The sequence below is a fragment of the Cellulomonas timonensis genome, from assembly GCF_900046455.1.
Taxonomy (GTDB): Bacteria; Actinomycetota; Actinomycetes; order Actinomycetales; family Cellulomonadaceae; genus Cellulomonas_A; species Cellulomonas_A timonensis.
Genome location: NZ_FCOT01000011.1, coordinates 370,477 through 395,355, shown reverse-complemented (window position 1 = coordinate 395,355; position 24,879 = coordinate 370,477). Strand labels below are relative to the sequence as shown.

Genomic DNA, 24,879 nt, shown 5'->3' with positions numbered 1-24,879 from the left:
CATGCCCAAGATCATCGGTGGATCTCTGCACGAGCACCGCGAGCAGACACGCCACAAGTTGTTCGCGGCGCTGTCGACACTGATGGAGGAGCGCGGCTTCGACGCGATCACCCTCGCCGACATCGCCGCCGCGGCCGGCGTGGGCCGCACCGCCGTGTACAACCACTTCCCCGACAAGGAGTCGCTGCTCGTCGCGTTCATCACCGACGAGACCGAGCAGTACGTCGCGACGCTGGAACGCTCGCTCGAGGACATCGACGACCCCACCGACCAGCTCCGCGCCTACGTCTTCGCGCAGGCGCAGCTCAAGCGCGTCTACCACCTGGCCCCCGGACCCGACTTGCGCTCGGTGCTCTCCCGCGCCACACAGCAGCGCGTCCGCGAGCACGTGATGCTGGTCGAGCAGATCCTGCGGCGGATCCTGCGGGCGGGCATCGACGCCGGCGAGTTCGCCGAGCAGGACATCGACACGACGGTGCCGCTGGTCAACGCATGCCTGTCCAGCCGCAGCGTGCCCGAGGCAGACGGCCCGGCGCGGGATCGCGCGCTCGACTCGACGGTGACGTTCGTGCTGCGGGCGGTCGGCGCGCGGGACCTGGCCGCCGCCTGAGCGGCGGGGATTGCGGGGAGGTCAGGGCCAGCGGAAGCCCGACTCCCCGAAGTACGCCGGCAGGGTGGTGACCCCACGGTCTGTCACAGGGTCGTACTGCGGGAGCGGCACCATCTGGAAATCGTCGTTGGAGATGTCCTCGCTCGGCGGCGTCACGCCCAGGTCGGAGGCTCTGCGGAAGCCGAACTGCTGGAAGTAGGACGGCGGGCCGGCGGCGAGCACCATCGACGCCATGCCGCGCTCAGCCCCACGCAGGGCGTTGCGGATCAGCGCGGCCCCGACGCCGTGATGGCGGTACTCGGGGAGCACCGCGAACTCTGACAGCAGCCGCGCCTGCACCTCGCCCGTCGCGGTGTGCAGCGGGATCTTGCTGAGGATGAGGTTGCCCGTCAGCGCGCCGTCCAACTCGGCGACGAAGGACAGTTGCGGGATGAAGTCGGTCGAGGCGTGGATGCGCTTCACGAGCTCGGCGTAGCGCGGCTCCGACGCCGCGAAGGCCTCGCGCACGACGGCGAGCACCTGGGGCCACTCGTCCGCGTGCGCCAACCTGATCCGCATCGTCACCCTCCCACGATGCTCGCGAGCCCTGGAGACCGCCATTGGGGCGGCCCGTTGCCCCCCCGCCCATGGGCGCATGTAGGCAAGCCTTACCTTCGTCGGTTACAGTTCCCCTGAGCACGTCCTGACGACCTGTCATCAAAGACTTTCGCCGCCCCCAGGAGACCGCTGTGACCACCACGACCGACCCCCTCGCCGTGGAGCAGGGCCTGCCCTCGACCACTCCCCTGTCGACGCTGCTCCGCGAGGGCACCCGCCCCGAGCACGAGGCGGCCGAGCAGATGGGATTCGTCGAGGCGCTCATGGCCGGGCGCCTGGACCGCGCCGCGTACACCGACCTGGCCGTCCAGCAGCACGCGATCTACACCGCCCTCGAGGCCGCGAGCGCCCAGATCCGCACGCTGCCCGGCGGCGACGCGATCGTGTTCGACGAGCTGACGCGCGTCCCGTCGATCGAAGCCGACCTCGCGTTCCTGCTCGGGGCTGACTGGGCCCAGCAGATGCGGGTGCTGCCCGCCACCGAGCGGTACGCGGCGCGCCTGCGCGAGACCGGCGCCTCGCTGGCGGCCTACGCCGCACACGCGTACACCCGCTACCTGGGCGACCTCTCCGGCGGGCAGATCATCCAGCGCATGCTGCAGCGGCACTACGGCTTCGAGGCCGAGGGCGTGAGCTTCTACCACTTCGCGGACATCCCCAAGGCCAAGCCGTTCAAGGACGCCTACCGCGAGCGGCTCGATGCCCTGGACCTCGACGAGGATGCGCGCGCCGCCGCCGTCACCGAGGCCAAGCAGGCTTTCGAGTACAACCGCGCGCTGTTCGCGGAGCTCGGAGAGCTGCATCTCCGCTGAGCCGCCTCAGGCTCAGATGTCTCCCCAGACGTCCACATGTGGAGTGTCACACGGCCAAAAAGGTGACGACACCCTTGCGCGTCGCCTCCGGTGTCGGATGATGGCCACGTGACCGGCACACAGGCGCGCCCGAACGGGTCCCGGACGACCTCCACCGCACTGACCAGCGCAGTGCGTCAGCTCGCCGTGGCCGCGCACCGCCTCGACCGCTGTCGCACCCTTGCCGAGGTGGCCGAGGTCGCGGCGTCCCACGCCCGCGAGGTGCTGGACGCCCACACCTGCGCGTTCTGCCGCATCGAGCAGGAGACATGCTCCGTGCTCGCGGCGAGCCCGGACCAGCTCGACCCGGACCTCGCCCCCGGCTCGACGTTCCGCGCGGAGGACCGCCCGGCGCTGCGCCGGCTGCTGCGGGACCGCGCGAGCTGGGTGGCGCACTCCCCCGAGCTCGTGAGCGACCTCGAGGCCGGCGACACGGTCGAGGCCCACACGCTGCAGGCCAACGGGCACAGCTCGGGACTCGCCGCCCCGATCATCGTCAACGAGTCCGTCTGGGGCCAGGTATACGCCGCGCGCGATGCCGAGCAGCCCTTGTTCGAGATCGACGACATCGCCACCGCCGAGGTCCTCGCCGGGCTGATCGCCGGCGCCGTCGCGCGCGTCGACCTCGAGGACCAGGTGCGCCACCTCGTCTCCGACGACCCCCTCACAGGCCTGGGCAACCGCCGCGTCGCCGACCACGCAGCACAGGCCGCGCTCGACGCCGAGGGCGAGACCTGCATCGTGATGTGCGACGTGGACGGCCTCAAGCGCGTCAACGACGAGCTCGGCCACGATGCCGGGGACGACCTGCTGCGCGCCGTCGCCGACGTGCTGCGCCGCATCCAGGACGACCTGCCCGGCTCGACAGCGGCACGGCTCGGCGGCGACGAGTTCAGCCTCGTCACCGGGGGCCACCCCCGCGCCACGGTGAGCCAGGCAGTGGGGCGGGCGCTGGCCACATATCCGCTGCCGCACGGCGCCGCGATCTCCTGGGGCATCGCGTCCACCGCCGACGGGCACGCCGACGGCATCCGCGCCCTGTTCCGCCGCGCCGACGCCGCCCAGTACCAGGCCAAGCGCAGCCGGGCCCGTGCCGCCAAGGCCCTCGAACGGCGCAACGCCGAGTCCGCCGTGACCGTCGACCGGCTCATCACCGCCGTCGTCGCCGCAGTCGTCGCCGCCCAGACCGGCGAGGTCACCCGGCTGTGCGCGCTCGCCGGCGCGGCCGCGGCGGCGCTCGGCGGATCCACGTGGACCGTGCTCCGGGACGCCGACGGCGTGCCCGCGGCCGTCGCGCGCGGCGGCACGCCCTCCGACGAGCCGGGCGACCGCCAGACGCTGACCGTCGAGCATGCGCCGTGGGTGGTGCAGGTGGAGACGACCGCGCCCGACGACGCCACGGACTCGCTCACGCAGGCGCTGCAGGCGCTGATCGACGTGGCGATCCAGGGCGCCCGCTGACCGCTGCGCTCGGCTCACGCACCCGGTGAGGCGAGCCGGGGGCGGCGCCGTCAGCCGTGCAGCGGCAGCGTCAGCTCGGCTGCGGCGCCGGCGGTGATCCGCACCGGCACTCCCCAGTCCTGCGCGTTGAGGTGGCAGGCCGGGTACTCGATGGCCGGGTCGGCGTCGCAGCTCGCGGCGTGGGCCGTCACATGCAGCACCCCGTCGGCGACGTCCGGGTTGAGGCGCAGCACGCGTTCGAGCGGCACGTCGTCACCGGCGCCGTCGAGCAGCAGCTCGGGGGGCGTCGAGGAGACCTGCAGCCGGGTGGACGGCCCGTAGCGGTCGTCGTACTTCTGCCCGGCGGCGGGGGTGAACACCACGTCGAGCCGCACGGCCCCCGGCGCCAGGTCGGTGACCGGCCGCTGGGTGCGGTGGGCGCCCGCGTCGAGAATCTGCCCGGCGAGGGTGGCCGGCAGCGGCACCCGGGTAAGCCGGTGCGCAGCGGACTCCACGACGAGGAGCTGCACGCCGTCGCCCTCGGTGAGCACCACGATGTCGGACGGCTCGGCGAGGCCGGTGGCGAGGGTTGTGACCTCGCCGGGCCCGGCCGTGGACCCAGCGGCCCCGGGGCCGGGCACGTAGCGGCGGACGGCGCCGTTGTAGGTGTCGGCGATCGCGATGGAGCCGTCGGGCAGCACCGCGACGCCGAGCGGGTGCTGCAGCAGCGCCTGGTCGGCGGGACCGTCGCGGTGGCCGAAGTCGAAGAGCCCGGCGCCAGCCGAGGTGCCGACCACGGGCTGCGTCGCGTCGCCGGCCGCGGGCGTGCCCGGCAGGTCGAGGCTGCGCAGCGCGGAGACCTCGGAGTCGGCGAGCCAGACGCGTCCGTCCTGGTCGACGGCGAGCCCTGAGGTCTGCGCGAACCATGCCTCGTCGGCGGGGCCGTCCACGAGGCCCTCGTTCATGGTGCCGGCCAGGTGCGTGAGGCGGCCCGTCACCGGGTCGAAGGCCCACAGCGTGTGGTTGCCGGCCATGGCCACCACGAAGGCTGACGCGGCAGGCGACCACGCGACGTCCCAGGGCGAGGACAGCCGGATGTCGAGTGCGGCGCCGTCGTAGCGGAGCCCTGATCGGTCGGCCTGCGGGGCGTCGCCGTCACGCGCGGCCACGTTGTCCGCCGCTCCCACCATGTACTGCTCGCCGGTTCCCGCGACGGTCGTCACGGCGCCGTCGGACAGCCGCACGCCGCGCAGCGCGTGGTTGACGGTGTCGGCGACGAGCACGTCGTAGCCGACGGCGGCGCGCAGTTCGTCGGGCACCAGGGCCAGGCCGTTGGGCTCGCTGAACTGGGCGGTGGCAGCAGGGCCGTCGAGCAGGCCGCGCTGGCCGGAGCCGATGCGCCGCACGAGGGTCTCGCCGTCGGCCTCGAGCTCGGCGAGCGAGTGGTGGCCGGCGGCGGCGACGAGCAGGCGGCCGTCCGGCAGGGTGATCGCCTTGGCGGGGAAGCGCAGTGTCGTGGAGGTCGGCGCGGGGGGCACGTAGGGGCCGTCGCCGCGGTGCAGCGTCCCCTTGGCCTCATGCTCGGCGACGAGATCGCGCAGCAGCAGCGCGACGTTGTTCTTGTGGCCCTCGCCAGCCATCTGCGCGACGACGTAGCCCTCGGGGTCGATCACCACGAGCGTCGGCCAGGCCCGTGCGGTGTAAGCCGACCAGGTGGTCAGGTTCGGGTCGTCGAGGACCGGGTGGTGCACCTCGTAACGGTCCACAGCGGCGGCCAGCGCCACCGGGTCCGCCTCATGCACGAACTTCGGGGAGTGCACGCCGATCACCACGAGCACGTCGCGGTACTGCGCCTCGAGCTCGCGCAGCTCGTCCAGGACATGCAGGCAGTTGATGCAGCAGAACGTCCAGAAGTCGAGCAGCACGATCTTGCCGCGCAGGCCGGAGAGCGTCAGCTCGACGCCGCCGGTGTTGAGCCAGCCACGGCCGGTCAACTCGGAGGCGCGAACGCGGGGCAGACGAGGAGTCACGGTCACGGCGGTAGTCAACACGACGTGGCGCCCACGGCGCGGAAGTGACCGCTGGTTGTCTCAGGGAGCGAGCCGGTCCCCGGCGGAGGAGGTCAGACGGTGCGCAGCTGCGTGGGGCGCTGCTGGGCTGAGACCGTGCCAACGACGCGGACCTGGACCCGCACGCCATCGACGCTCTTCGGGAGCATGGCGGCGTCGTTGCGGCGCTGCACGTTGACCTGGACGGCGTAGCCGTCCTCGTCGGCGGTCAGGCCGATCCCGCTCACCCCGGAGCGCTCGCGAAACTCATTCCGCAACCGTTCCTTGGCTGCGCGTGCCTGCTGCAGGTCCGCCATCGTGTGCCTCACGTCTCGATATCCGGCTGCGCGCCCGCGAATGCACGGGTGGGGCGCCCAGACCCTCGGAACGGTTCGATCGGGTGGTGATACGCCTGTCCAGATCATTGTCACCCGCAACTGGGCTCGAGCGCCATGGAACGTCGCACGACAGTTGCATCCAGTGCTGCGGGATCTGCGGCCCCGATCGATTCGATAGGACCAAGGGCCTCATCTTCAGCCCTCACATCTCGGCGCGCAAGGCCGATCAGGTGAGTGGCGACACCGCCGCACTGGATCACAGCATGGAGTCAGACCATCAGCGCCACCGCACCACCCCGTCACCCGCTCCGGGTCAAGCTCATCGTCGCGGCAGGCGGGCTGGTGGCCGGCGCCCTCACAGCCGCCATCCTCTTCGGCTGAGCACAGCAATGCGGGGCTCCCCCGAAGGATGAGCCCCGCCCCGCCCGTCTGCGGCCCTCAGCTCGCGAGCTCGACCCCCAGCGCCGACAGCACCGCGTCGATCGGGTTGAGGTAGGTCAGGCCCGCGCCGTTGGACCCGCCGGTCTCGCTGCCGGCGAAGAGCAGGCCGAGCGCGATCCCGTCGGCCCGGTAGACCAGCGACCCCGAGTCCCCACCGCGGGAGAACGGCCCCATGCCTGTCGACTCGACCTCGATCTGGTCGTCGAACCGCAGGTTCCCCAGCGGGTTGCCGTAGCCGACCACGACGTCGTCCAGCTCGATGGCGGTGACACGCCCGGTCGTGACAGCCGTGGTGCGTCCGATCTTCGCGACCTCCTCGTTGCCGAATGCCACAGTGGTGGTGGTGATCGGGCCCACCGGGTACCGCAGGTCCACCTCCTGCTCGTCGAGCAGGGCGAGCGCGGCGTCGACGGTCGCCCGGCGCCCGCGCTCGAGCGGGACCGTGGCGGCGAGCGTCCCCACGCGGTCGCGCGGGGCGCGTCCGCCGTCCGCCGGGCCGGGCTGCACGATGACGTCGCCAATCTGCGCGCGCGGCGTCCCGGCCAGCACGTGGAAGTTCGACAGGACGTGCAGGGCGCCCTCCCGCACGACGAAGGCGCCCAGTGTCCCGGCGGTGACATCGACGTGGGCGATCGAGACGCCGGGGCGCAGCGGGCGCGCCCGCCCGGTCTCCCCCTCCGCGAGCGCGGTCGCCACGGGCAGCCGCTGGCCGGCGCGCCGCTCGCTGCTCTCGGCGTCGGCGACGTGGCCGGTGGTGACGGGCCGGATGCGCCCGGTGCGCCGCACGTCGACGGCGGGGCCGGCCTGCTCGACGACCTTGCGGGCGAGCCGCCGCACCGCGGGCACCCCGAGCCGGTAGCGCACGGCCATCGCGTACCCGCCGCCGTCGCGCGGCGCGAGGCCGAGCCCGAGCGTCGGACCGCTCGCCGCGGCGACGTCGAGGTCCAGCGGCTGCAGGCCCTGGCGCTGCACCAGCTCGTCCACGTAGTCGGCGAGCTGCGCCTTGACCTCTCGCGCCTCGTCCCTGTTCATCATTGGCCCCCCTTGACCGTGCCTCCGTGCGTTCGCTCCGCGCCCGGCAGGCCCGGCGCCGCACTGTCCGCCGATGCCCGTTCCCTGCCCCGATGAGGGTTTCGTCCGGTCGAGCCCCCCAGTGTTCCCTGCGGCGCCGACATGCCCCAGAGCGGCACGCGCTCAATGGCCGGGAGATTCGCACGAGCTGGGCATGAGAGACGCACACCTGCAGGCGCGCCGTCGCCCGATGCGAGATGAAGCGTTTCGGCTCGTTGACGCGCCGACGGGGCCCATCGACCCTGGGACGGCAACCCGCACGCTCCGCGCCTCCTGGACCTGCGACGACGCTGGACCGGGAGGGTGGCCGGCCGGCATGGACCGGATCCGGGCGCCAGCGGACCGCACCCTCCATCCCGGCGCCCGCGCCCGGGCCACCGGCCGATCCACTCGAGGAGCCCGCATGTCCCCTGCCCGAAGGCTCACGCGGCGCATCGCCGCGGCAGCGACGACGGCCTTGGCCGCGGCGCTGCTGGTCGCCCTGCCCTCGTCACCGGCGCTCGCGCACGGTGGCCTCACCTACCCCGCCACGCGCACCTACGCGTGCTACGTCAACGGCATCGAGAACGGGGTGGGCGGCGGGCTGAACCCGACCAACCCCGCCTGCGTGAACATGCTCGCCGAGAACGGCAACTACCCGTTCTACAACTGGTTCGGGAACCTGCTGAGCAACGCCGGCGGCCAGCACCGCACGATCATCCCGGACGGCAACCTCTGCGGCCCGCTCGCCTCGTTCAGCGGCGCCCGCAAGGGCGGCACCGACTGGCCGACCACCACGCTGCAGTCCGGCTCGACCATCACGATGCAGTACAACGCGTGGGCACGGCACCCGGGCACCTGGTCGCAGTACGTCACCAAGGACGGGTGGAACCCCAGCCAGCCGCTGAAGTGGAGCGACCTGGAGGCGGCCCCGTTCGACGAGGTGACCAACCCGCCGCTGCGCGAGGGCGGCCCGCAGGGCGCCGAGTACTACTGGCAGGCCAAGCTCCCGAACAAGTCGGGGCGGCACATCATCTACTCGATCTGGCAGCGCTCCGACAGCCCGGAGGCCTTCTACAACTGCTCCCCCCCCCACCTCCCGGGGCGCCGCCCCCCGCCCCCCCGGCACGTTCCCTCCGTCCCCCGTGGGCAGTCCCCCCGGCCCCTCGACCGCCTCCCCGCCGGCGGTGCTGTGCGCCCCCCCCACCTGGCGCGGGGGGCGGCCCGGCCATGCGGCGCTCGCCGGAAAGGGGTCGCCGGGTCCGTCAGTAGACGGGCGGGCGGGTGTCGTCGTGCCGTTCGATGACCTCGCGGTGCGTGGTGTTGCTGCGCTGGGCGTTGAGCACCAGCGCGATGATGATGGCCAGCAGGCCACCACCCATGCAGATGTACCCGATCGCCGTGAGGTCGACACCGCTGATGCCGTCCTGCACGCCGAACGCCAGGATCGCGCCGAGCACGATGAGGCCTATGCCGCCACCGATTCCCATGGTCACTCCTCCCGTCGGGCCGGGCGGGGGGCCGCCCGGGCAGCCACGAGTCTGGCGCGGGTTGTCCGGTTCCGCGCGGCGAGCGGGATCGTCGGGCGCCGACTCCAGCCTGCGGGCCTAGTCTCAACCCATGGCCCGGTACCTCGACGTCCACCCCCACGACCCCCAGCCGCGCACCATCGCCCAGGCAGTGCAGATGCTGCGCGACGACGCGCTGATCGCCTACCCCACGGACTCCTGCTACGCGCTGGGCGCCCGGATGGACGATCACGCCGCGGCGGACCGCATCCGCCAGATCCGCCACCTCGACGAGAAGCACCACTTCACGCTGGTGTGCTCCGACTTCACGCAGCTCGGGCAGCTGGTGCAGCTCGACAACGCAGCGTTCCGGGCCATCAAGGCCGCCACGCCCGGGCCGTACACGTTCATCCTGCCGGCGACCAAGGAGGTGCCGAAGCGGCTCGCGCACCCCAAGAAGCGGACCGTCGGGGTGCGCATCCCCGACCACCGGGTGGTGCAGGCGCTGCTGCGCGAGTTGGGCGAGCCGCTGCTGTCCAGCACGCTGCTGCTGCCCGGCGAGGAGCAGCCGCTGACCGACGGCTGGCAGGTCAAGGAGGAGCTCGACCACCTGGTGGACGCGGTGATCGACGCCGGGGACTGCGGCACCGAGCCCACCACCGTCATCGACTGGTCCGAGGGATACCCGGAGGTCGTGCGCGTGGGCGCCGGCGACCCCAGCCGTTTCGAGTGAGCCGGTGACGCGTGTGCCGGACGACCCGGCGTACCCCCTGGTCGCCGCCTCGGCCGGCACGGTGGACGAGCTGGACGGCATGCTCGTCGAGTGCCGGGCCTGCCCTCGGCTCGTCGCGTGGCGGGAGGCCGTCGCCGCCGCGCCGCGCGCGTCGTTCCGCGGCGAGGAGTACTGGGCGCGGCCGGTGCCGGGCCTCGGGGACCCGCACGCGCAGGTGCTCGTGGTGGGCCTCGCGCCCGCCGCGCACGGTGGCAACCGCACGGGCCGCATGTTCACCGGCGACAAGTCCGGGGACTTCCTGATCGCGTCGCTGCACCGCGCGGGCTACGCGTCGCAGCCCACGTCCGTGCGGGCCGATGACGGCCTGGTGCTCACCGGCCTGCGGCTCACTGCGCCCGTGCACTGCGCCCCGCCGGACAACGCCCCCACGCCCGACGAGCGCCGCACCTGCGCGCCGTGGCTCACCCGCGAGCTGCGCCTGATCCAGCCCAGCGTCGTGGTGGCGCTCGGCGGCTTCGCCTGGCAGGCGATGCTGGCGACCCTCGGCGAGCAGGGATGGCAGGTGCCCCGACCGCGGCCCCGGTTCGCGCATGGCGCGGAGGCGCCGCTGACGGGGCCAGACGGGCAGGCGCTGACCCTCCTCGGGTCGTTCCACGTCAGCCAGCAGAACACCTTCACCGGCCGGCTGACCCCGCAGATGCTCGACGACGTCTTCCGCCGAGCCCGCGAGCTCAGCGCACCTTGACCTCAGCGCCTTGTGACCTCAGCGCCCCGTGACCGTCCAGCGTCCGGAGGCGAGGTCCATCAGGCGGGGCAGGATGACGTCCCCAGCGACGCGCAGGCCGTCGTGCAGGTACTCGTTGGTGATCCACACCTGCGCGTTGCCGACGCGGTCGGCTGTGCCCAGCGCCAGCCCGAGGTCCACGTAGGGGTCGTCGTAGTACTGCACGGCGGCGACAGGCACCTCGTTGGCGGCCAGCCGGTCGACGTCGTACAGCCGGGGCCACTCGGTGCGGCTGGCGAGCTCCTCGGCGACGTCCTGGAACGGCCGCAGAGCGCTGACCTGCTCATACATCCACGGGAAGATCGCCTCACCCGTGAGGTGCAGCGGGCGCGCGGTGGTGTCGAACTGCCGCCAGCGATCCTGCTCGGCCTGCGCGGCCCAGCCGGGCTCGACGTGGCCCTGGTGGTAGATGACCTCCTGCAGCACCGCGTACAGCGGGTTGTCGTCGAAGCCGGTCTGGTGCGCGACGGCCGCGAGGAAGGCGGCGGACGGCTCGGCGGCGGCCTCGTCCACGAAGGCGGTGTCGAGCAGCCAGTGCAGCGCGTCCGCCCCGGTGCTCATGCCCAGCGGCATCCCCAGGGTCTGCAGCCGCTCGGTGGTGAACAGGTCGCCGTTCGGCAGGCGCACGTCCTCGGCGGAGAGCCGGTCGGCGAGCCGGCCCAGGGCCGCCACGTCGGCCGGGTAGCGGCGCGCGAGCTCGGCGTTGCGCTGTGCCTGCAGCGGGTAGGTGGCCCGGTACACGTCCTGGGCGGTGGCCGTGATGCCCGGCAGCCCGCCCGTCACGTAGCAGGAGGTCAGCGCCTGCGGGTGGCGGGACAGGTAGGCCAGGGTGAGGAACCCGCCGTAGGACTGGCCGAGGGTGGCCCACCGCCGCCCGCCGTAGACGGTGGCGCGCAGGTGCTCGGCGTCGGCGACGATCGCGTCGCCCCGGAAGCACGACAGGTAGTCGGCGGCCTGGCGCGGGTCGTCGAAGGCCGCGATGGCGCGACCGTCCACACGCGACGAGCGGCCGGTGCCGCGCTGGTCGAGCAGCACCACCCGGTGGGTCTGCAGCGCCGTCCCCCACCAACCGCCGCCCAGCGGGCGCGGGCCCTGACCCCCGGGGCCGCCCTGCAGGAAGAGCAGCAGCGGCAGGTCGTCGCCGGCCTTCGCGGGGTCGACGAGCTCCCGGGCGAACACTTCGATCGACCCGAAGCGCTCGGGCGCGGACCAGTCCACCGGCACGCTCACGCGGTGCTCGCGCACCACGAGCCCGGGGACGCGGTACTCGTCGGCCATCAGCCCAGCACCTCCGGCAGCGCGGGCGGCTCCTGGTCAAGCACGTGCTGCGCGAGGAACGCCTCGATCACCTGGTACCAGACGATGGAGTTCTGCGGCGCGAGGACCCAGTGGTTCTCATCCGGGAAGTACAGGAACTGGTGCGGGGTGCGGCCCTCCTCGTCGGCGGGCAGGCCCGAGCGCGCGTTGAGCTCGTACCAGAGCCGCAGCCCCTCGCCGATCGGGACGCGGTAGTCCCGGTCCCCGTGGATGACGAGCATCGGGGTGACGATCTTCTCCACGAAGAGGTGCGGGGAGTTGGCCAGGGCCATCTCGTCCGTCATCTCCCGCTCCCAGTAGTAGGCCGCGTCCGTCGTCGGGCCGAACTGGTCCAGCGCCCACAGGCTCGCGTGCGTGACGATCGCGTCGAAGCGGTCGGTGTGCCCGGCGACCCAGTTGGCCATGTACCCGCCGAACGACCCGCCCATCGCGGCGGTGCGGGTCTCGTCGATGTCGGGCCGGGCGACGGCGGCGTCGGTGGCGGCCATCAGGTCGGCGAACGGCGCGTCACCCCACGAGCCCCAGCCGCGCTCGATGAACTCCTGGCCGTAGCCGGTGGACAGTGCCGGGTCCGGCAGCAGCACCGCGTACCCCTGGGCCACGAGCAGCCACGGGTTCCAGCGCCACGACCAGGTGTTCCAGGAGCCGAGCGGGCCGCCGTGGATCCACAGCAGCAGCGGCGCCGGGCTCGCGGCCGAGGCGCCCTCGGGCAGCGCGAGCCAGGACCGCACGCGCTGGCCGTCCTCGGCGGTGGCGACGACCTCGGTGAGCGTGCCGGGCAGCGCGGGCGCCGGCGCGGGGGCGCGGAGCTCGGTGGCCGGAACCGGCGAGCCGGAGGCGACGGCCGCCGCCAGGTCCAGGCGCACGGGGTGCGCGGGCGCCAGGTAGGAGCTGCGCAGCGCGTACAGCGTCCGCCCGTCGGGGCTCACCTGCACATCGGTGAACACCGCGTCGTCGCTGGTCACACGGGTGACCGCGTCCTTGGCCAGGTCGATGCGGAAGATCGGCCCGCGGCCGTCGTCGTCGGCCGTGACCAGCAGCGCGGCGGAGTCGGGGGCCCACACGGGGCTGTGCGCCCACCGGTCCCAGTCGGCGGCGATGCGGCGGGCTCCGCTGCCGTCGAGGCCCACCACCCACAGCTCGACGCGGGGGGCGCTGTGCGGGGTGGAGAGCGTCTCGCGGATATACGCCACCAGCCGCCCATCGGGCGAGATCACCGGGTCGCCGAGGTCGGCGCCCTCGTCCGCGACGAGGGTGCGGCGCTCCTGGGTCGCGACGTCCACCGCCTCGAGGTGGGCCCGCCGGGCGCCACGTGCGATCGGCAGGCTCCAGCCGGTGACGATCGTGCGGCCGTCGGGCGACAGGTCGCTGGCCTGCTCGATCAGCGCGTCCCCGGCGCCCGGCGTCGCGTCCGCCAGCGCCAGGCGCGGGTCCGGCGCCCCGGCCACCGGCTCGGTGACGTCGGCATCGAGCGGCGCGGTGAACAGGTGCGGCGTCGCGGGGCCCAAGTCGTGGTCCCAGTACCGCACCGGGTAGGACGTGTGCAGGATGGCCGCGACCTTCTTGTCCTTGCGGCCCTTGCGCAGCCGCTCGTCGTCGGCGGCGTCCGCAGCGCGCGGCAGCACCTCCGAGCCGACCATGACGATCGGGGCGCCGGCGGCGACACGCACGCCGCCCAGCCCGGCGCCGCGGGCGGCGATCACCCGCGCCGCGGCGCCATCGGCGGGCAGCAGCCACAGCGCGGGCGCCGGCTCGTCGTCAGCGCCCTCGCGGGGCTCCGGGTCCGGGCGGGCCGAGGTGAACAGCAGGGCGCCCGACGGCGTGAACGCGGCGCTGGACTCCCCCTTGGCGCTGCGGGTCAGGCGACGCGCGGGCTTCTGCCCCGCGGGGTCGACCTCCCACAACGCCGTCACGTACTTCGTGCGCTTCGCGTCGAGCGTCGCGACGGCCGTCACGAGGCGGGCGCCGTCCTTCGACAACGTCAGACCGGAGATCCGCGGCAGGGCGATGTACTGCTCGAGGTCGTGGAACGGCGTGGGAGGCTGCGGCGTCTGGGTCACGCGTCCGTCCTATCACGCGGGCGCCCCGCACGGGAGCACGGTCCGCCGACGACGCGCAGATCAGTGTGGCGCGGCGCCGTCGCGATCGGACATCCGGGCCAGCATCGCGTTGTACTCGTCCATCTCGACGTCCCCGTCACGGTCCACCCGCCGGTCACGGCGACGCGCGACCCGCTCGTCGTCACGCGCCCAGGACACGGCGACGCCGACGGCCAACGCCAAGGTCGGCAGCTCGCCGATGCCCCACGCCACGCCGCCGCCCTTCTGCTGGTCGGCGATCGCGGACGGGCCCCACTCGCGGCCCAGCAGCCCGAAGTAGTCGGCCACGAGCAGCGACTCCCCGTTGAGGAGCGTCACCCCGAAGAACGCGTGGAAGGCCATCGTGCCGAACAGCACCAGGATGCGCTGCGGGTACGGCGGGCGCTTGGGGCCGGGGTCCACGCCGATCAGGCCGTTCGCGAACAGGTACCCGGCGAGCGAGAAGTGCACCACCATGACGATGTGCCCGACGCTGCTGGTCAGGGCCCACTCGAACGCGTTGGTGTAGTAGAAGACGATCATCGACCCGGCAAAGTTCACGGCCGCGACGATCGGGTTCGCGAAGAACTGGCCGAGCCGGCTGTGCACCAGCACCAGGATCCACTCGCGAGGGCCTCGCGACGCGTCCCCGCGCAGCGACACCGACCGGGACGGCAGCGCCCGCAGCGCCAGCGTCACCGGCGCCGCGAGCGCCAGCAGGATCGGGATGACCATCGCCAGGATCATGTGCTGCACCATGTGCGCGCTGAACAGCACATGGCCGTACATGGCGGGGCCGCCGGACGTCGTCCAGAAGAAGATGACCAGCCCGGCCACCCACATGACAGTGCGGCTCATCGGCCATGAGTCCCCGCGCTTGCGCAGGCGTCGCACCCAGGCCAGGTACACGACGATCCCGGCGACGGCGGCGAAGGCGAACATGAGGTCCCAGCGCCACTCGGTGAGCCAGCGCAAAGGCGTCGGCTCGGGCGGCAGCGCGTGGCCGGTGACGATCTCCGCGGGCGTCGGGTCGCCGATCGGCTCGTCCGGCACCGGCGGCGACGTCGAGCCGAGCGCGGCGGCCACCCCGGAGACGGCGCCCATCACGGCGAGCTCGACGGCGACGAGGCGCCAGAACAGCCGCACGCCGGCCCCCCGGGTGTCGGCGCCGGCCAGCGCCGGGATGACGCGGCGCCGGTGCCACAACCCCAGCAGCCCCAGGGCGCCGAACAGCACCGCCTTGACGATGACCAGCACGCCGTAGCGGCTCGCCATCCCGTCCAGGCCGCCCACCCGGACCACGGCGTTGACCAGCCCGGACACGGCGACCGCCGCGAAGCACCAGCCGGCGATCACCGAGTAGCGGGCCACCGCCGGTCCCAGGTCCGCGCCCAGCCGGCCCAGCAGCACCGCCAGCGCCGCCAGGGCGCCGATCCACACCGCCGCTCCGACCAGGTGCACGAACATCGACGTGGTGGCCAGGTCGTGGCTGGCCGATCCGGCGGCGTGGCCGGTCTGCGCCTGCTGCCACAGCGCGACGACGACGAGCACCGCCGTCCAGGCCGCGCCCGTCGGGGTCGCGACCAGTAGGGCGAGGGCCGTGACGACCGCTGCGAGGGTCGTCACCAGGATGAGCGTGCGGCCCAGGTCGATCTGCGTGACGAAGACGCCGAGCTCCTCGCCGAACGTCGCCGAGTCCGGCGGGCGACCGCTCACCGAGGCGTAGGTCAGCACCAGGTGGACCATGCTCAGCACCGTCCACACGGCCGCGGACACCCCGGCGAGGACCAGGCTGCGCGCGTGGCCGTCGCCCACGACAGGGCTCGCGCCGCCGCCGTCGCGCATCGCGCGGGACGAGGCCGTCCCCTCCGCCGCCGCGGCCCGGCGCGGGAGCACACCGATGGCCAGGACCAGGGCGCCGAGGGTGAGCGACCCGGCGAGCTCGGTGAGCGTGGTGACGACGGGGAGCCCCCAGCGCACCACGGCGCCCGGGTCCCGCAGGAAGCCGGGCACCGCGGCGCCCGACATCCACACGCCGAGGACGGCGAGCAGCGCGCCGCTGCCCGCGAGCAGCGCGAGGCGCCCCCCGACGCCGACCCGGGGGTGGTGGTCGGTGTCAGGGGCTGGGGGCGCCTCGCGCACGGTCATCGGCTCAGTTCTTCTTCCGCTGGCTCATGCGCAGCGCGACCAGCACCCCGCCCGCGATGACCATCACGAGCGCGCCGATGCCGATGATCTGCCCGGTGGACAGCGCGTCGTCCTCCTCGGGCTCCACCACCGCGGAGGTCACGACGGCCTCGGGCTGCGACTCCTCGGCCGCCGCCGTCGGCTCCTCCTCGGCGACGGGCTCGGCCGTCTCCGCGGGGGCCTCGACGCCGATGGCCGTGGCCTCCGACGCGGTGAAGGACAGCTCTCCTGACAGCGGGTGGCCGTCCGCCGAGGTCACCCGCCACTGCACGGTGTACGTGCCAGCCGGCAGCACCCCCTCGATGGGCTGGCTGACGCTCGAGTCGACGAGCACCGGCTCGCCCGCGCTCACGAGGCTGCCGTCGGGAGCCAGCACCGCGATCTCGGTGCCGATCGCCAACGCGGGCTGGTCGAAGGTGAGAGTGAGCTGCTCGGGCACGACGGTGACCGTCGAGCCGTCAGCCGGGTCGGTGGAGCGCAAGGAGTTGTGAGCGCTCGCGCCGCCGGCGCCGAGGCCGACGAGGACGAACGCGGCGATGACCGCCGCGAGGGCACGCCGCGCAGGGCGCAGGGCGACAGGAATGCGGGACATGTCGACCATCATCGCCTCTGTTCGCCGGAGGGCCGAACTTCCGATCTGGCCTCCGGGGCGGCTGCCGTGCGGCGGCGCGCCCAGGTGAGCGCCAAGGCGAGCAGCCCCGCCACGGCTCCGAGGCCCCCGAGCGCGCGGGCCACCGGATCGCCGCCCGCGGCGCCGCCGTCACCTGCGCTGTCGCCCCCTGCCTGGCCCGAGTCGGCGTCGGAGCCCTGCTGCGCCGCCGGCTCGGCTGCGACGGCGTTGTCGGACGCGGCTGTGGGTGTGACGTCCGTCGCCGCCCCGTGCGCGTCGCCCTCGGCGGTGGTGACCGTGAAAGCCGGCGCCGGATGCGCGGGCTCCTCGTCCCCCGCCGCCACCTCGTCCCACGCCACCACGGTGCCGTCCGAGTACGTCTGCTCGGCGGGCAGCACCAGTGTCGTGCCCGCCTCCGGCAGCGGCCCGCCCGAGATGGCGAACTCCAGGAACTGGCCCGGGCCGATCTGCACGCCGGGATCTGCCGTCCACGTCACCACGGACGGCGCCTCCGTGATCTCCGTGCCGTGGCTCGTCACGGGGTTCGCCAGCGCCGCCCTCTCCACGGTGGCGGTCCAGCCCGGCACCGCGAGCGCCGAGACGTGCAGGAGCGGGGACTCGGCCGGCAGGCGCACCTGGAGCCGTGTGGTGCCCGCGGAGGCGGACTCGTTGGGCACCCGGAACGTCAGGCGCGCCCAGCCGCCAGCGGCGGTGCGCTCCGGGATGACGGTGACATGGGCTGAGGCGGCGGGCGCGACGAGCAGCAGCGCGCCGGCGAGGGCGAGCGTGCTGGCGAGGGCGCCCGCGCGGGCGGGCAGGGGTAAACGCATGGTGGGTCCTTCGAGGCTGGTGGCCCGCACGATCGGCGGCGGGCGCGGGACGTCGGTCGGGGCGCAGGCCGGACCGGTCCCGTCAGCCGCGCGCTACGTGCGCGGCCCGGGAGGGCCCGACGACTGGCCGCCGGGTGGCCCGCGCACCCCCGCGGGGCCGGGCTGGAGCTGCGGGCCCGCGACGAGGATGTGGCCGCGCGGGGCGCCCGGGAGGACGCCCTCCGGGATGCGCACGACGGCGGCAAGCCGCTCCAGCGCGGGACGCAGCCAGGCGGCGAGCCACCACAGCGCGCGGTCCCCGAGGAGCAGCACGAGCGCGGCGGCGAGCGTGGCCGCGACGTGCGCGAACAGCATGGTCCGATCGACGAGCTGGCCATGTGTCAGGCCGGAGGCCCACCCGTCCAGCGGTGCGGCCACGGCATCCGACGACGCCCCGCAGCCGGCGCTCACCGCCTCATGGCCGCCGTGGTGCGCGTGCCCGGCGTCGGCCGCGGGGGCCGCCACAGGCGCGCAGGCCGGTGAGGTCGCCAACAGCCCGAAGGCGTGGTGCAGAGCCACCTGTCCGATGCCCAGCAGGCACCCCACGGCGACGAGGCCCAGACGGGACCGCGTCGCGACGACGCACCCGGCGAGGACGACAGCGGCCAACAGCGCGAGGACTGTCGGCGCGGGCAGCTCGGCTCCCCCGGCGACATGGGCGCCCGCCGCGAGGCCGAACACCACGGCGGTCAGCGCGAGCGCGCGGGCCAGCCGCAACGGTCCGCTCGCCGGTGAGGCCATGCAGGGCACCCTATGCAGCGCGTGGCCCGTCGCCGGAGGGCCGCCCATGTCCGAATCGTTTATGCGGAGACGCGCCCCTGAGCCCGTCACTCCGTGGCGTCACGCGGCGCCCCACCGCCGCCGTCACCCAACCGTGATCAGGATGAGCAGGATCGTTTCGACAGAAGTTCCCGAACTCTCCTGGTTTGCGCCATCCTGAGCGCATGAGCACCGAGGAGACGACGACCCGCGGCCTGCTGGTCGCCGTGTGCGGCATCGACGCGAGCGGGAAGACGACACAGGCCGCGCGGATCGCCGAGCACCTGCGCGACAGCCGCCCGGTCCACGCCACGCGCCAGCCCACCGACCTGTACCGCGGCGACGACCTCGTGCGCTCGGTGGAGAGCCTCGACCGGCGCACCCCGGAGGCGATGCGCGAGCTGGCCCTGCTCGCGGCCTTCGACCTCGCCCGCCATGCCCGCACCGTCATCCGTCCACGGCTCGATCGCGGGGAGACGGTCATCGCCGACCAGTACGTCTTCGCGACCTACACGTTCTTCCAGGCGTGCGGCGTGACGGAGATGGACTGGCTCGTGCAGCTCAACCGGTTCGCGCCCGCCCCCGACGTCACCATCTGCCTGGACGTCCCCGCCGAGACCGCCGCCAGCCGCATCGTGCACCGCGAGGGATCGCTGCGCCAGAAGCAGGACATCGACCTGCGACGCCTGATCGACTCCCGCCAGACGTACCTCGAGCAGCCGTGGGGCCGGCGCACCGCGTACCACGTGATCGACGGCGCCCGCCCGATCGACGAGGTCGCCCGGGACGTGCTCAGCCTCGTGGACTCCGCCGCCCAAGACCTGCAGGACCGGCTGCGGGGCGGCGCGCCCGCCGAGGGCGCCGCCGCCCCGCAGGACGAGACGACGGCCGCCCCCGAACCGCGCGCGCCCGCCAAGGGCCCGCACTCCTCCGAGCCGCCCCGGACACCCGAGCAGGGCACCAGCGTCCTCGTGTGAGGTGTGCGATCAGGCGCGGGCGAACGCCTCGGCAGCCGGGACGCCAACCGCCGCCGCGCCCCGCTCGGGGGCGCCCGCGGGCGCCAGCCGGGGCAGACCGGCCCTGGCCAGGAGGACCGACGCCACGGCGCCGAGGATGAGGCCCGCGAGCGCGACGACCCCCGCGAGGGGCGAGGTCGTCCACCGCCCGTCGATGAGGAAGACCGCCGCGACGGTGCACGTGGGGATGCCCAGCAGCGTGAGGAACCAACCGGTGGCGCGCCCCAGGTCCAGGCCCCGGACCTGGCTGATCCCCAGGCCGAGCAGGACGAAGAAGAGCGACCACATGACGGCCCAGGTGGCCCAGATGACCGCGAACACCGGATCCGTCCCCACTGTCGCGACCGCCTGGAACAGCGCCACCGCCGCGACGAACGCGCTGAAGAACCCGAAGCCCTGCGGCTCGATGCCCCGCAGCGAGAGCAGCCCGAACCACAGGTACGTGAACCCGAACAGGTAGCTGGGCCAGGTGGCCGCCACGACGGCCGGATCCGACCCGTGCTGCACCAGCACGAGCGTGGGCAGCACCACCTGCGCGGTGCCGACGAACAGGTTGAGCGGGGCGGCGCTGCGCGCCGACACCAGCCCGAGGGAGGAGACGCCGTTGACGAACAGCACCGCCCCGACGAGCAGCAGGCCGACGTTGCCCATCAGCGGGTCACCAGCTCGACGAACGTCGCCGACGAGATCACGGGTGCGAAGTAGTTGTTGATGCGCTCGAAGGTCGCCGCCTCCTGATCGGGGTGCTGCGTGCCGGTCGCGTCGCCGATGACGATGGGCAGCAGGCCGTGGTCGCGGGCCGCCCGGGCGTTCCCCTCGATGCACCAGTCGGTGTGGATGCCGGTGATCACCACGACCTCGACCCGCTTGCGCGCGAGCTCGAGCGGGAGGTCCGTGCCCACGAACGCCGTCTGCAGGGCCTTCTCGTCCAGCGTGCTGTCGCCCGGCTCCACGAGCTCCGCGAGTTCGGGGACGAGCGCGTTGTCCCACGCGATCTGCTCGGGCGTCGCGTCAATGTGCCCGGTCCAGGACGCGTACTGCGCCCGGTCGAAGTCGGTGCCCGGGTAGCTGTCACGGAACACCGAGTAGCCGATCCACGCGAACGAGACGAAGTTCGACGCCCGGCGTGCCGCCTGCACTGCCTGGACGGTCGCGGGAAGGCTGCCGCGGAACGCGTGCCCCTCGGCGTACTGCACGCCGCCGGGGCGGTAGAGCGAGTTGGACTGGCTGACGGACAGGAACGCCGCCGGCCGGGAGAGGATCTCGCGGAGGTCGAGCGAGGCCCACTGGGCGGCGAGCGGCGGGATCGAGGCGATGTTCGACGCCGGGTGGCCGAGCACTGCCGGGTCCAGCTCGACGGGGTCCAGCGGGGTCACGCGACGTGCGACGGGAAGGTCGACAGACATGGGAGCCTCCGGGCTCTTCGACCGCGGCGCTGAGCGCGCGCGGCGTTGCGGGGTGCGTCAAAAGGGCTGGCGGGCCACGAGGCGCGCAGCAGCCGTCAGCGCGTGCGAGGCACGCGGAGCCCGGACACGCGTCGCATCCGGGAGAGGTCGAACAGGGGCAGGCCGTCAGGTGGCGCGTCAGCGCACGGTCGACGGCGACATACAGACGCGGACGCAGGGCCGCACGCAGCGGACCAGGGCGTTCATCGCGTCGGACATGCGGCGAAGGTAGCACCGCCTTCGCCGCCCGACCATTATTCGGTACGCGGCATCTCAGCCAGTGGGAATGCTCGAGCTGCCTGCCACCCGCTCGCGTGGCAGGCGTCGGCTGCCGTCAGCCCCAGACGAGGCCCTGTGCGGGCTCGGCGAGCACCGCCGCGACATCGGACAGGAACTTCGCGCCCAGCGCGCCGTCCACCAAGCGGTGGTCGAAGCTCAGCGCGAGCTGGGTCACCTGACGCGGCTTGATCTTCCCCTTGTGCACCCACGGCTGCTGGCGGATGGCGCCGAAGGCCAGGATCGCCGCCTCGCCCGGGTTGAGGATCGGGGTGCCGGTGTCGATGCCGAACACGCCGACGTTCGTGATCGTGATGGTGCCGTCGGACATGTCCATGGGGGTCGTGCGGCCAGCGCGTGCCGTCGCCGTCAGCTCGGAGATGCCCAGCGCCAGGTCCTTGAGGCCGAGGGTGTGGGCGTCCTTGATGTTCGGCACCACGAGCCCGCGCGGGGTCGCCGCCGCGATGCCCAGGTTCACGTAGTGCTTGTAGACGATCTCCTGAGCGGCGTCATCCCAGCTCGCGTTGATCTCCGGGTGGCGGCGCACCGCCGTGAGCACCGCCTTCGCGGCGATCAGCAGCGGGGTGACACGCACGTCCGCGAACTCGCGGTCCTCACGCAGGCGGGCCACGAGCTTCATCGTCTTCGTGATGTCGAGCGTGTGGAACACCGTGACATGCGGCGCGGTGAACGCGCTCGCGACCATCGCCTCGGCAGTGCGCTTGCGCACCGACTTCACCGGCACGCGGGTCTGGCGGCCGCCGCCGCTCACGGTCCCCTGCGCCAGCCACGGCGCGTCATCGCCGGGGTACGTGGCGAGCGCCCGGGCCGACGCCTCGCCTGCGCGGGCGACGACATCCTCACGCGTGACGATGCCGCCGGGGCCGGTGGGCGTCACGGAGCCCAGGTCGACGTCGAGGTCACGGGCCAGCTTGCGCACCGGCGGCTTGGCCAGCACCTGCGGGCGGGCGGGCGCCGGCTGAGCGGGGGCGGGCTGAGCGGGCGCTGGCGCCTGGGCAACCGGCGCGGGCTGCGCGACGGGTGCGGGTGCGGGTGCGGGTGCGGACGGGGCGGACCCCGCGGCGGGGCGGGCGGCCCGGGGCCGGCGCGCCGCGCCCCGGCCGGGGCCGCCACAGGCGACGAGGGCGGCCTCCCCGGCCTCCCCGGCGGCGCCGCCCGCCTCCGCGGCTGGCGGCGCCGGGGGGGGGGGCCCGCCGGGGCCGGGGCCGCGGGCTGCGCGACGGGTGCGGGTGCGGGTGCGGGTGCGGACGGGGCGGACCCCGCGGCGGGGCGGGCGACCCGGGCACGTCGCGCCGAGCCCTGGCCGGTGACGCCATAGCCGACGAGGACGGCCTCACGGGCCTCGCCGTCGACGCCGCTCGCCTCGACGGCTGCCGGCGCCGGGGCGGGAGCCAGCGCGGCGCCGTGCGGGTCGGTGTCCACCTCGATGATCGGGGTGCCGACGTCCACCGTCGTGCCGGGCTCGACCATGATCCGGGTGACGACGCCGGTGAACGGGCTCGGCAGGTCGACCAGCGACTTCGCCGTCTCGATCTCGACGATGGTCTGGTTGACCTCGACGGTGTCGCCGACGGCGACGTGCCACGCGACGATCTCGGCCTCGGTCAGGCCCTCGCCCGCGTCGGGCAGGTTGAACTGCTGGTAGATCGGCACCGTGGTCTCCTCACACGCCAGGGATCAGAACGTCAGGGTGCGGTCGACGGCGTCGAGCACACGGTCCAGGCCGGGCAGGTAGTCCTCTTCGATCTTCGAGACGGGGTACGGGGTGTGGAAGCCGCCGACCCGCAGCACCGGGGCCTCGAGCTGGTAGAAGCACTCCTCGGTGACCCGCGCGGCGACCTCGGCGCCCGTCCCGTAGACCGTCGGCGCCTCGTGGACCACGACGCAGCGGCCCGTGCGGCGCACCGAGGCGACCACCGTCTCGACGTCCAGCGGGGAGAGCGTCCGCAGGTCCACGACCTCGATGCTCGTGCCCTCTGCCGCTGCCGCGTCGGCCGCCTTGAGCGCGGTGGCGACGGTGGGGCCGTACGCCACGACGGTCACGTCCGTGCCGGACCGCAGCACCTGGGCGCGGTCGAGGCCGGTGGCGGCCTCGGCGTGCGGCGCGGCGACGGGGCCCAGGTCCACGTCGCCCTTGTCCCAGTACCGGCCCTTCGGCTCGAAGAACAGCACCGGGTCGGGTGACGCGATGGCCTGCTGGATCATCGCGTAGGCGTCGGCGGGGTTCGACGGGCTCACCACCCGCAGGCCCGGGGTGTGCGCGAACAGCGCCTCGGGCGACTCGCTGTGGTGCTCGATGGCGCCGATGCCGCCGCCGTAGGGCACGCGGATGACGACGGGCAGCGTCAGCCGGCCGCGCGAGCGGTAGTGCATCTTCGCGAGCTGCGTCGTGATCTGGTCGAACGCCGGAAAGATGAAGCCGTCGAACTGGATCTCGCACACCGGGCGGTAGCCGCGCAGGGCCAGGCCGATGGCCGTGCCGAGGATGCCCGACTCGGCGAGCGGCGTGTCGACGACGCGCTCCCCGCCGAAGTCCTTGTGCAGGCCGTCGGTGACGCGGAACACCCCGCCCAGGGCGCCGATGTCCTCGCCCATGAGGAGCACCTTCGGGTCCTGCTCCAGCGAGCGGCGCAGCCCCAGGTTGATCGCCTTGCCGAGAGTCAGGCGCTGGACGCCGCTCATGTCGCTCATCGGGCGGCTCCCGTCGTGTCAGCGGCGCCCGTCGCGGGCAGGAATGAGCCCTCGTAGGCCTCGAACCAGGCCCGCTCCGTCTCGACCATCGCGTTCGGCGTGGCGTAGACGTGCTCGAACATCGAGGCGCTGTCGGGGGCCTCCCAGCCGCGCACCGTGGTGCGGAGCCGCTCGCCGAGCCGTGCGGCCTCGGCGTCGAGGTCGGCGGTGAACTCGGCGGGGAGCTCGCCGATCGCCTCCAGGTGCAGCCGCAGGCGGTCGATCGGGTCGCGGCGGGCCCAGTAGTCCTCCTCGGCGGCGGACCGGTAGCGGGTGGGGTCGTCCGACGTGGTGTGCGCGCCCATCCGGTAGGTGAACGCCTCGATGAACGTCGGGCCTCCCCCGCTGCGCGCCCGTTCGAGCGCCTCGGCGGTCACGGCGTAGCAGGCGAGCACGTCGTTGCCGTCGACGCGCACGCTGGGTATGCCGAAGCCGGGTGCCCGGTCGGCGATCGGCACGCGGGACTGGCGGGTGGTGGGCTCGGAGATCGCCCACTGGTTGTTCTGGCAGAAGAACACCATCGGCGCGTTGTTCACGGCGGCGAAGACGAGCGCCTCGCTGACGTCGCCCTGGGAGGTGGCGCCGTCGCCGAAGTAGGTGACCACTGCGGTGTCGCGGTCCGGGTCGCCGGTGCCGACGGCGCCGTCGCGCTGCACGCCCATCGCGTAGCCGGTGGCGTGCAGGGTGTGCGAGCCGATGACCAGCGTGTACAGGTGGAAGTTGTGCGCCTCGGTGTCCCAGCCGCCGTGGTCGATGCCGCGGAACAGGCGCAGCAGGTCGGCCAGGTCCAGCCCGCGGGTGTGGGCCACGCCGTGCTCGCGGTAGGACGGGAAGACGTAGTCCTGCGCGCGCAGCGCACGACCCGAGCCGATCTGCGCTGCCTCCTGGCCGAGGCACTGGGCCCACAGGCCGAGCTCGCCCTGGCGCTGGAGCGCGGTGGCCTCGGCGTCGAACCGGCGCACGATCACCATGTCGCGGTAGAGGCCGCGCAGCGCCTCGGCGTCGAGGTGCGCGATGCGGCCGGAGTAGTCGGGATGCTCGACCCGCTGCCCCGCAGGGGTCAGCAGCTGAACGAGCCCATCGTCGGTGAGTGGGCCAGACGTGCTCACGCGCGGTCTCCTTCGCATGCCGGCAGCAAGGGCGAAAAACGGTCAGAACGAACCTACGTGAG

24 protein-coding genes are annotated in these 24,879 nt (G+C 73.6%); 7 read left to right on the top strand and 17 right to left on the bottom strand.

Annotation, left to right across the window (positions count from 1 at the left end; all coding sequences use genetic code 11):
* Position 1 precedes the first annotated feature (1 nt).
* Positions 2-610, top strand: a complete 609-nt coding sequence (locus BN3788_RS07355) for a TetR/AcrR family transcriptional regulator (protein ID WP_066583728.1) — start codon at positions 2-4, stop codon at positions 608-610.
* A 21-nt stretch (positions 611-631) separates the two neighbouring features.
* Here the strand turns inward: BN3788_RS07355 and BN3788_RS07350 are convergent, their stop codons facing one another.
* Positions 632-1,168: a GNAT family N-acetyltransferase gene (locus tag BN3788_RS07350; RefSeq protein ID WP_159066872.1), complete on the bottom strand. Its 537-nt coding sequence runs from the start codon at positions 1,166-1,168 to the stop codon at positions 632-634.
* A 170-nt stretch (positions 1,169-1,338) separates the two neighbouring features.
* Between BN3788_RS07350 and BN3788_RS07345 the strand changes: the two genes are divergently transcribed.
* Positions 1,339-2,019 (top strand): biliverdin-producing heme oxygenase, encoded by a 681-nt coding sequence (locus BN3788_RS07345; protein WP_082812677.1) that lies wholly within the window; start codon positions 1,339-1,341, stop codon positions 2,017-2,019.
* 108 nt (positions 2,020-2,127) lie between these two features.
* Positions 2,128-3,519, top strand: a complete 1,392-nt coding sequence (locus tag BN3788_RS07340) for a GGDEF domain-containing protein (RefSeq protein ID WP_066583717.1) — start codon at positions 2,128-2,130, stop codon at positions 3,517-3,519.
* 50 nt (positions 3,520-3,569) lie between these two features.
* Here the strand turns inward: BN3788_RS07340 and BN3788_RS07335 are convergent, their stop codons facing one another.
* The 3 genes from BN3788_RS07335 to BN3788_RS07325 form a co-directional block, all read right to left on the bottom strand.
* Complete coding sequence (locus tag BN3788_RS07335; RefSeq protein WP_066583716.1) at positions 3,570-5,534, bottom strand: NHL domain-containing thioredoxin family protein; 1,965 nt, start codon at positions 5,532-5,534, stop codon at positions 3,570-3,572.
* An 86-nt stretch (positions 5,535-5,620) separates the two neighbouring features.
* The gene (locus tag BN3788_RS07330) at positions 5,621-5,875 is read right to left on the bottom strand and encodes a hypothetical protein (RefSeq protein WP_234346527.1); all 255 of its coding nucleotides are present in this window, start codon (positions 5,873-5,875) and stop codon (positions 5,621-5,623) included.
* Between the two features lie 447 nt (positions 5,876-6,322).
* Positions 6,323-7,360, bottom strand: a complete 1,038-nt coding sequence (locus BN3788_RS07325; protein ID WP_315969746.1) for a chymotrypsin family serine protease — start codon at positions 7,358-7,360, stop codon at positions 6,323-6,325.
* 439 nt (positions 7,361-7,799) lie between these two features.
* On the opposite strand from BN3788_RS07325, the gene BN3788_RS07320 reads away from it, so the two are divergent.
* Positions 7,800-8,681 (top strand): lytic polysaccharide monooxygenase auxiliary activity family 9 protein, encoded by an 882-nt coding sequence (locus tag BN3788_RS07320; protein WP_082812676.1) that lies wholly within the window; start codon positions 7,800-7,802, stop codon positions 8,679-8,681.
* Here the strand turns inward: BN3788_RS07320 and BN3788_RS07315 are convergent.
* The gene (locus BN3788_RS07315; RefSeq protein WP_066583712.1) at positions 8,641-8,865 is read right to left on the bottom strand and encodes a DUF6458 family protein; all 225 of its coding nucleotides are present in this window, start codon (positions 8,863-8,865) and stop codon (positions 8,641-8,643) included. The two genes, BN3788_RS07320 and BN3788_RS07315, sit on opposite strands and share 41 nt — an antisense overlap.
* A gap of 130 nt (positions 8,866-8,995) precedes the next feature.
* Here BN3788_RS07315 and BN3788_RS07310 point away from each other — a divergent pair, with 130 nt between their 5' ends.
* Together BN3788_RS07310 and BN3788_RS07305 are read left to right on the top strand one after the other, a co-directional pair.
* On the top strand, positions 8,996-9,616 hold the full coding sequence (locus BN3788_RS07310; protein ID WP_066583708.1) for an L-threonylcarbamoyladenylate synthase: 621 nt from the start codon (positions 8,996-8,998) through the stop codon (positions 9,614-9,616).
* 4 nt (positions 9,617-9,620) lie between these two features.
* Complete coding sequence (locus BN3788_RS07305; protein WP_390619853.1) at positions 9,621-10,361, top strand: uracil-DNA glycosylase; 741 nt, start codon at positions 9,621-9,623, stop codon at positions 10,359-10,361.
* Between the two features lie 18 nt (positions 10,362-10,379).
* Here the strand turns inward: BN3788_RS07305 and BN3788_RS07300 are convergent, their stop codons facing one another.
* From BN3788_RS07300 to BN3788_RS07275, 6 genes are all read right to left on the bottom strand, one after another.
* On the bottom strand, positions 10,380-11,678 hold the full coding sequence (locus tag BN3788_RS07300) for an alpha/beta fold hydrolase (RefSeq protein WP_066583705.1): 1,299 nt from the start codon (positions 11,676-11,678) through the stop codon (positions 10,380-10,382).
* Positions 11,678-13,777 (bottom strand): S9 family peptidase, encoded by a 2,100-nt coding sequence (locus tag BN3788_RS07295; protein ID WP_066583703.1) that lies wholly within the window; start codon positions 13,775-13,777, stop codon positions 11,678-11,680. Before BN3788_RS07295 ends, BN3788_RS07300 begins: the two co-directional genes overlap by 1 nt.
* Before the next feature lie 60 nt (positions 13,778-13,837).
* Positions 13,838-15,943 carry a cytochrome c oxidase assembly protein gene (locus BN3788_RS07290; protein ID WP_066583700.1) on the bottom strand — a complete coding sequence of 702 codons (2,106 nt, stop codon included), beginning with the start codon at positions 15,941-15,943 and terminating at the stop codon, positions 13,838-13,840.
* A 4-nt stretch (positions 15,944-15,947) separates the two neighbouring features.
* Complete coding sequence (locus tag BN3788_RS07285; RefSeq protein WP_159066871.1) at positions 15,948-16,574, bottom strand: copper resistance CopC family protein; 627 nt, start codon at positions 16,572-16,574, stop codon at positions 15,948-15,950.
* A gap of 8 nt (positions 16,575-16,582) precedes the next feature.
* The gene (locus tag BN3788_RS07280; protein ID WP_066583696.1) at positions 16,583-17,422 is read right to left on the bottom strand and encodes a YcnI family protein; all 840 of its coding nucleotides are present in this window, start codon (positions 17,420-17,422) and stop codon (positions 16,583-16,585) included.
* Between the two features lie 93 nt (positions 17,423-17,515).
* The gene (locus BN3788_RS07275; RefSeq protein WP_147525083.1) at positions 17,516-18,202 is read right to left on the bottom strand and encodes a hypothetical protein; all 687 of its coding nucleotides are present in this window, start codon (positions 18,200-18,202) and stop codon (positions 17,516-17,518) included.
* Positions 18,203-18,405: 203 nt separating this feature from the next.
* On the opposite strand from BN3788_RS07275, the gene tmk reads away from it, so the two are divergent.
* Positions 18,406-19,197: a dTMP kinase gene (gene tmk / locus BN3788_RS07270; RefSeq protein WP_066583688.1), complete on the top strand. Its 792-nt coding sequence runs from the start codon at positions 18,406-18,408 to the stop codon at positions 19,195-19,197.
* 9 nt (positions 19,198-19,206) lie between these two features.
* Here the strand turns inward: tmk and BN3788_RS07265 are convergent, their stop codons facing one another.
* The 6 genes from BN3788_RS07265 to pdhA form a co-directional block, all read right to left on the bottom strand.
* Positions 19,207-19,887, bottom strand: a complete 681-nt coding sequence (locus BN3788_RS07265) for an AmiS/UreI family transporter (RefSeq protein WP_066583686.1) — start codon at positions 19,885-19,887, stop codon at positions 19,207-19,209.
* Positions 19,887-20,642, bottom strand: a complete 756-nt coding sequence (locus BN3788_RS07260; RefSeq protein ID WP_066583683.1) for a cysteine hydrolase — start codon at positions 20,640-20,642, stop codon at positions 19,887-19,889. The genes BN3788_RS07265 and BN3788_RS07260 overlap by 1 nt, the downstream gene beginning before the upstream one ends.
* 373 nt (positions 20,643-21,015) lie before the next feature.
* Complete coding sequence (locus BN3788_RS19735) at positions 21,016-21,915, bottom strand: dihydrolipoamide acetyltransferase family protein (protein WP_390619848.1); 900 nt, start codon at positions 21,913-21,915, stop codon at positions 21,016-21,018.
* Positions 21,852-22,631 (bottom strand): biotin/lipoyl-containing protein, encoded by a 780-nt coding sequence (locus BN3788_RS20195; RefSeq protein WP_390619846.1) that lies wholly within the window; start codon positions 22,629-22,631, stop codon positions 21,852-21,854. Before BN3788_RS20195 ends, BN3788_RS19735 begins: the two co-directional genes overlap by 64 nt.
* A gap of 24 nt (positions 22,632-22,655) precedes the next feature.
* A complete protein-coding gene (locus BN3788_RS07250; protein WP_066583677.1) occupies positions 22,656-23,669 on the bottom strand; it encodes an alpha-ketoacid dehydrogenase subunit beta in 1,014 nt (337 codons plus the stop codon).
* The gene (gene pdhA / locus BN3788_RS07245) at positions 23,666-24,835 is read right to left on the bottom strand and encodes a pyruvate dehydrogenase (acetyl-transferring) E1 component subunit alpha (protein ID WP_066583675.1); all 1,170 of its coding nucleotides are present in this window, start codon (positions 24,833-24,835) and stop codon (positions 23,666-23,668) included. The genes BN3788_RS07250 and pdhA overlap by 4 nt, the downstream gene beginning before the upstream one ends.
* Positions 24,836-24,879: the final 44 nt, after the last annotated feature.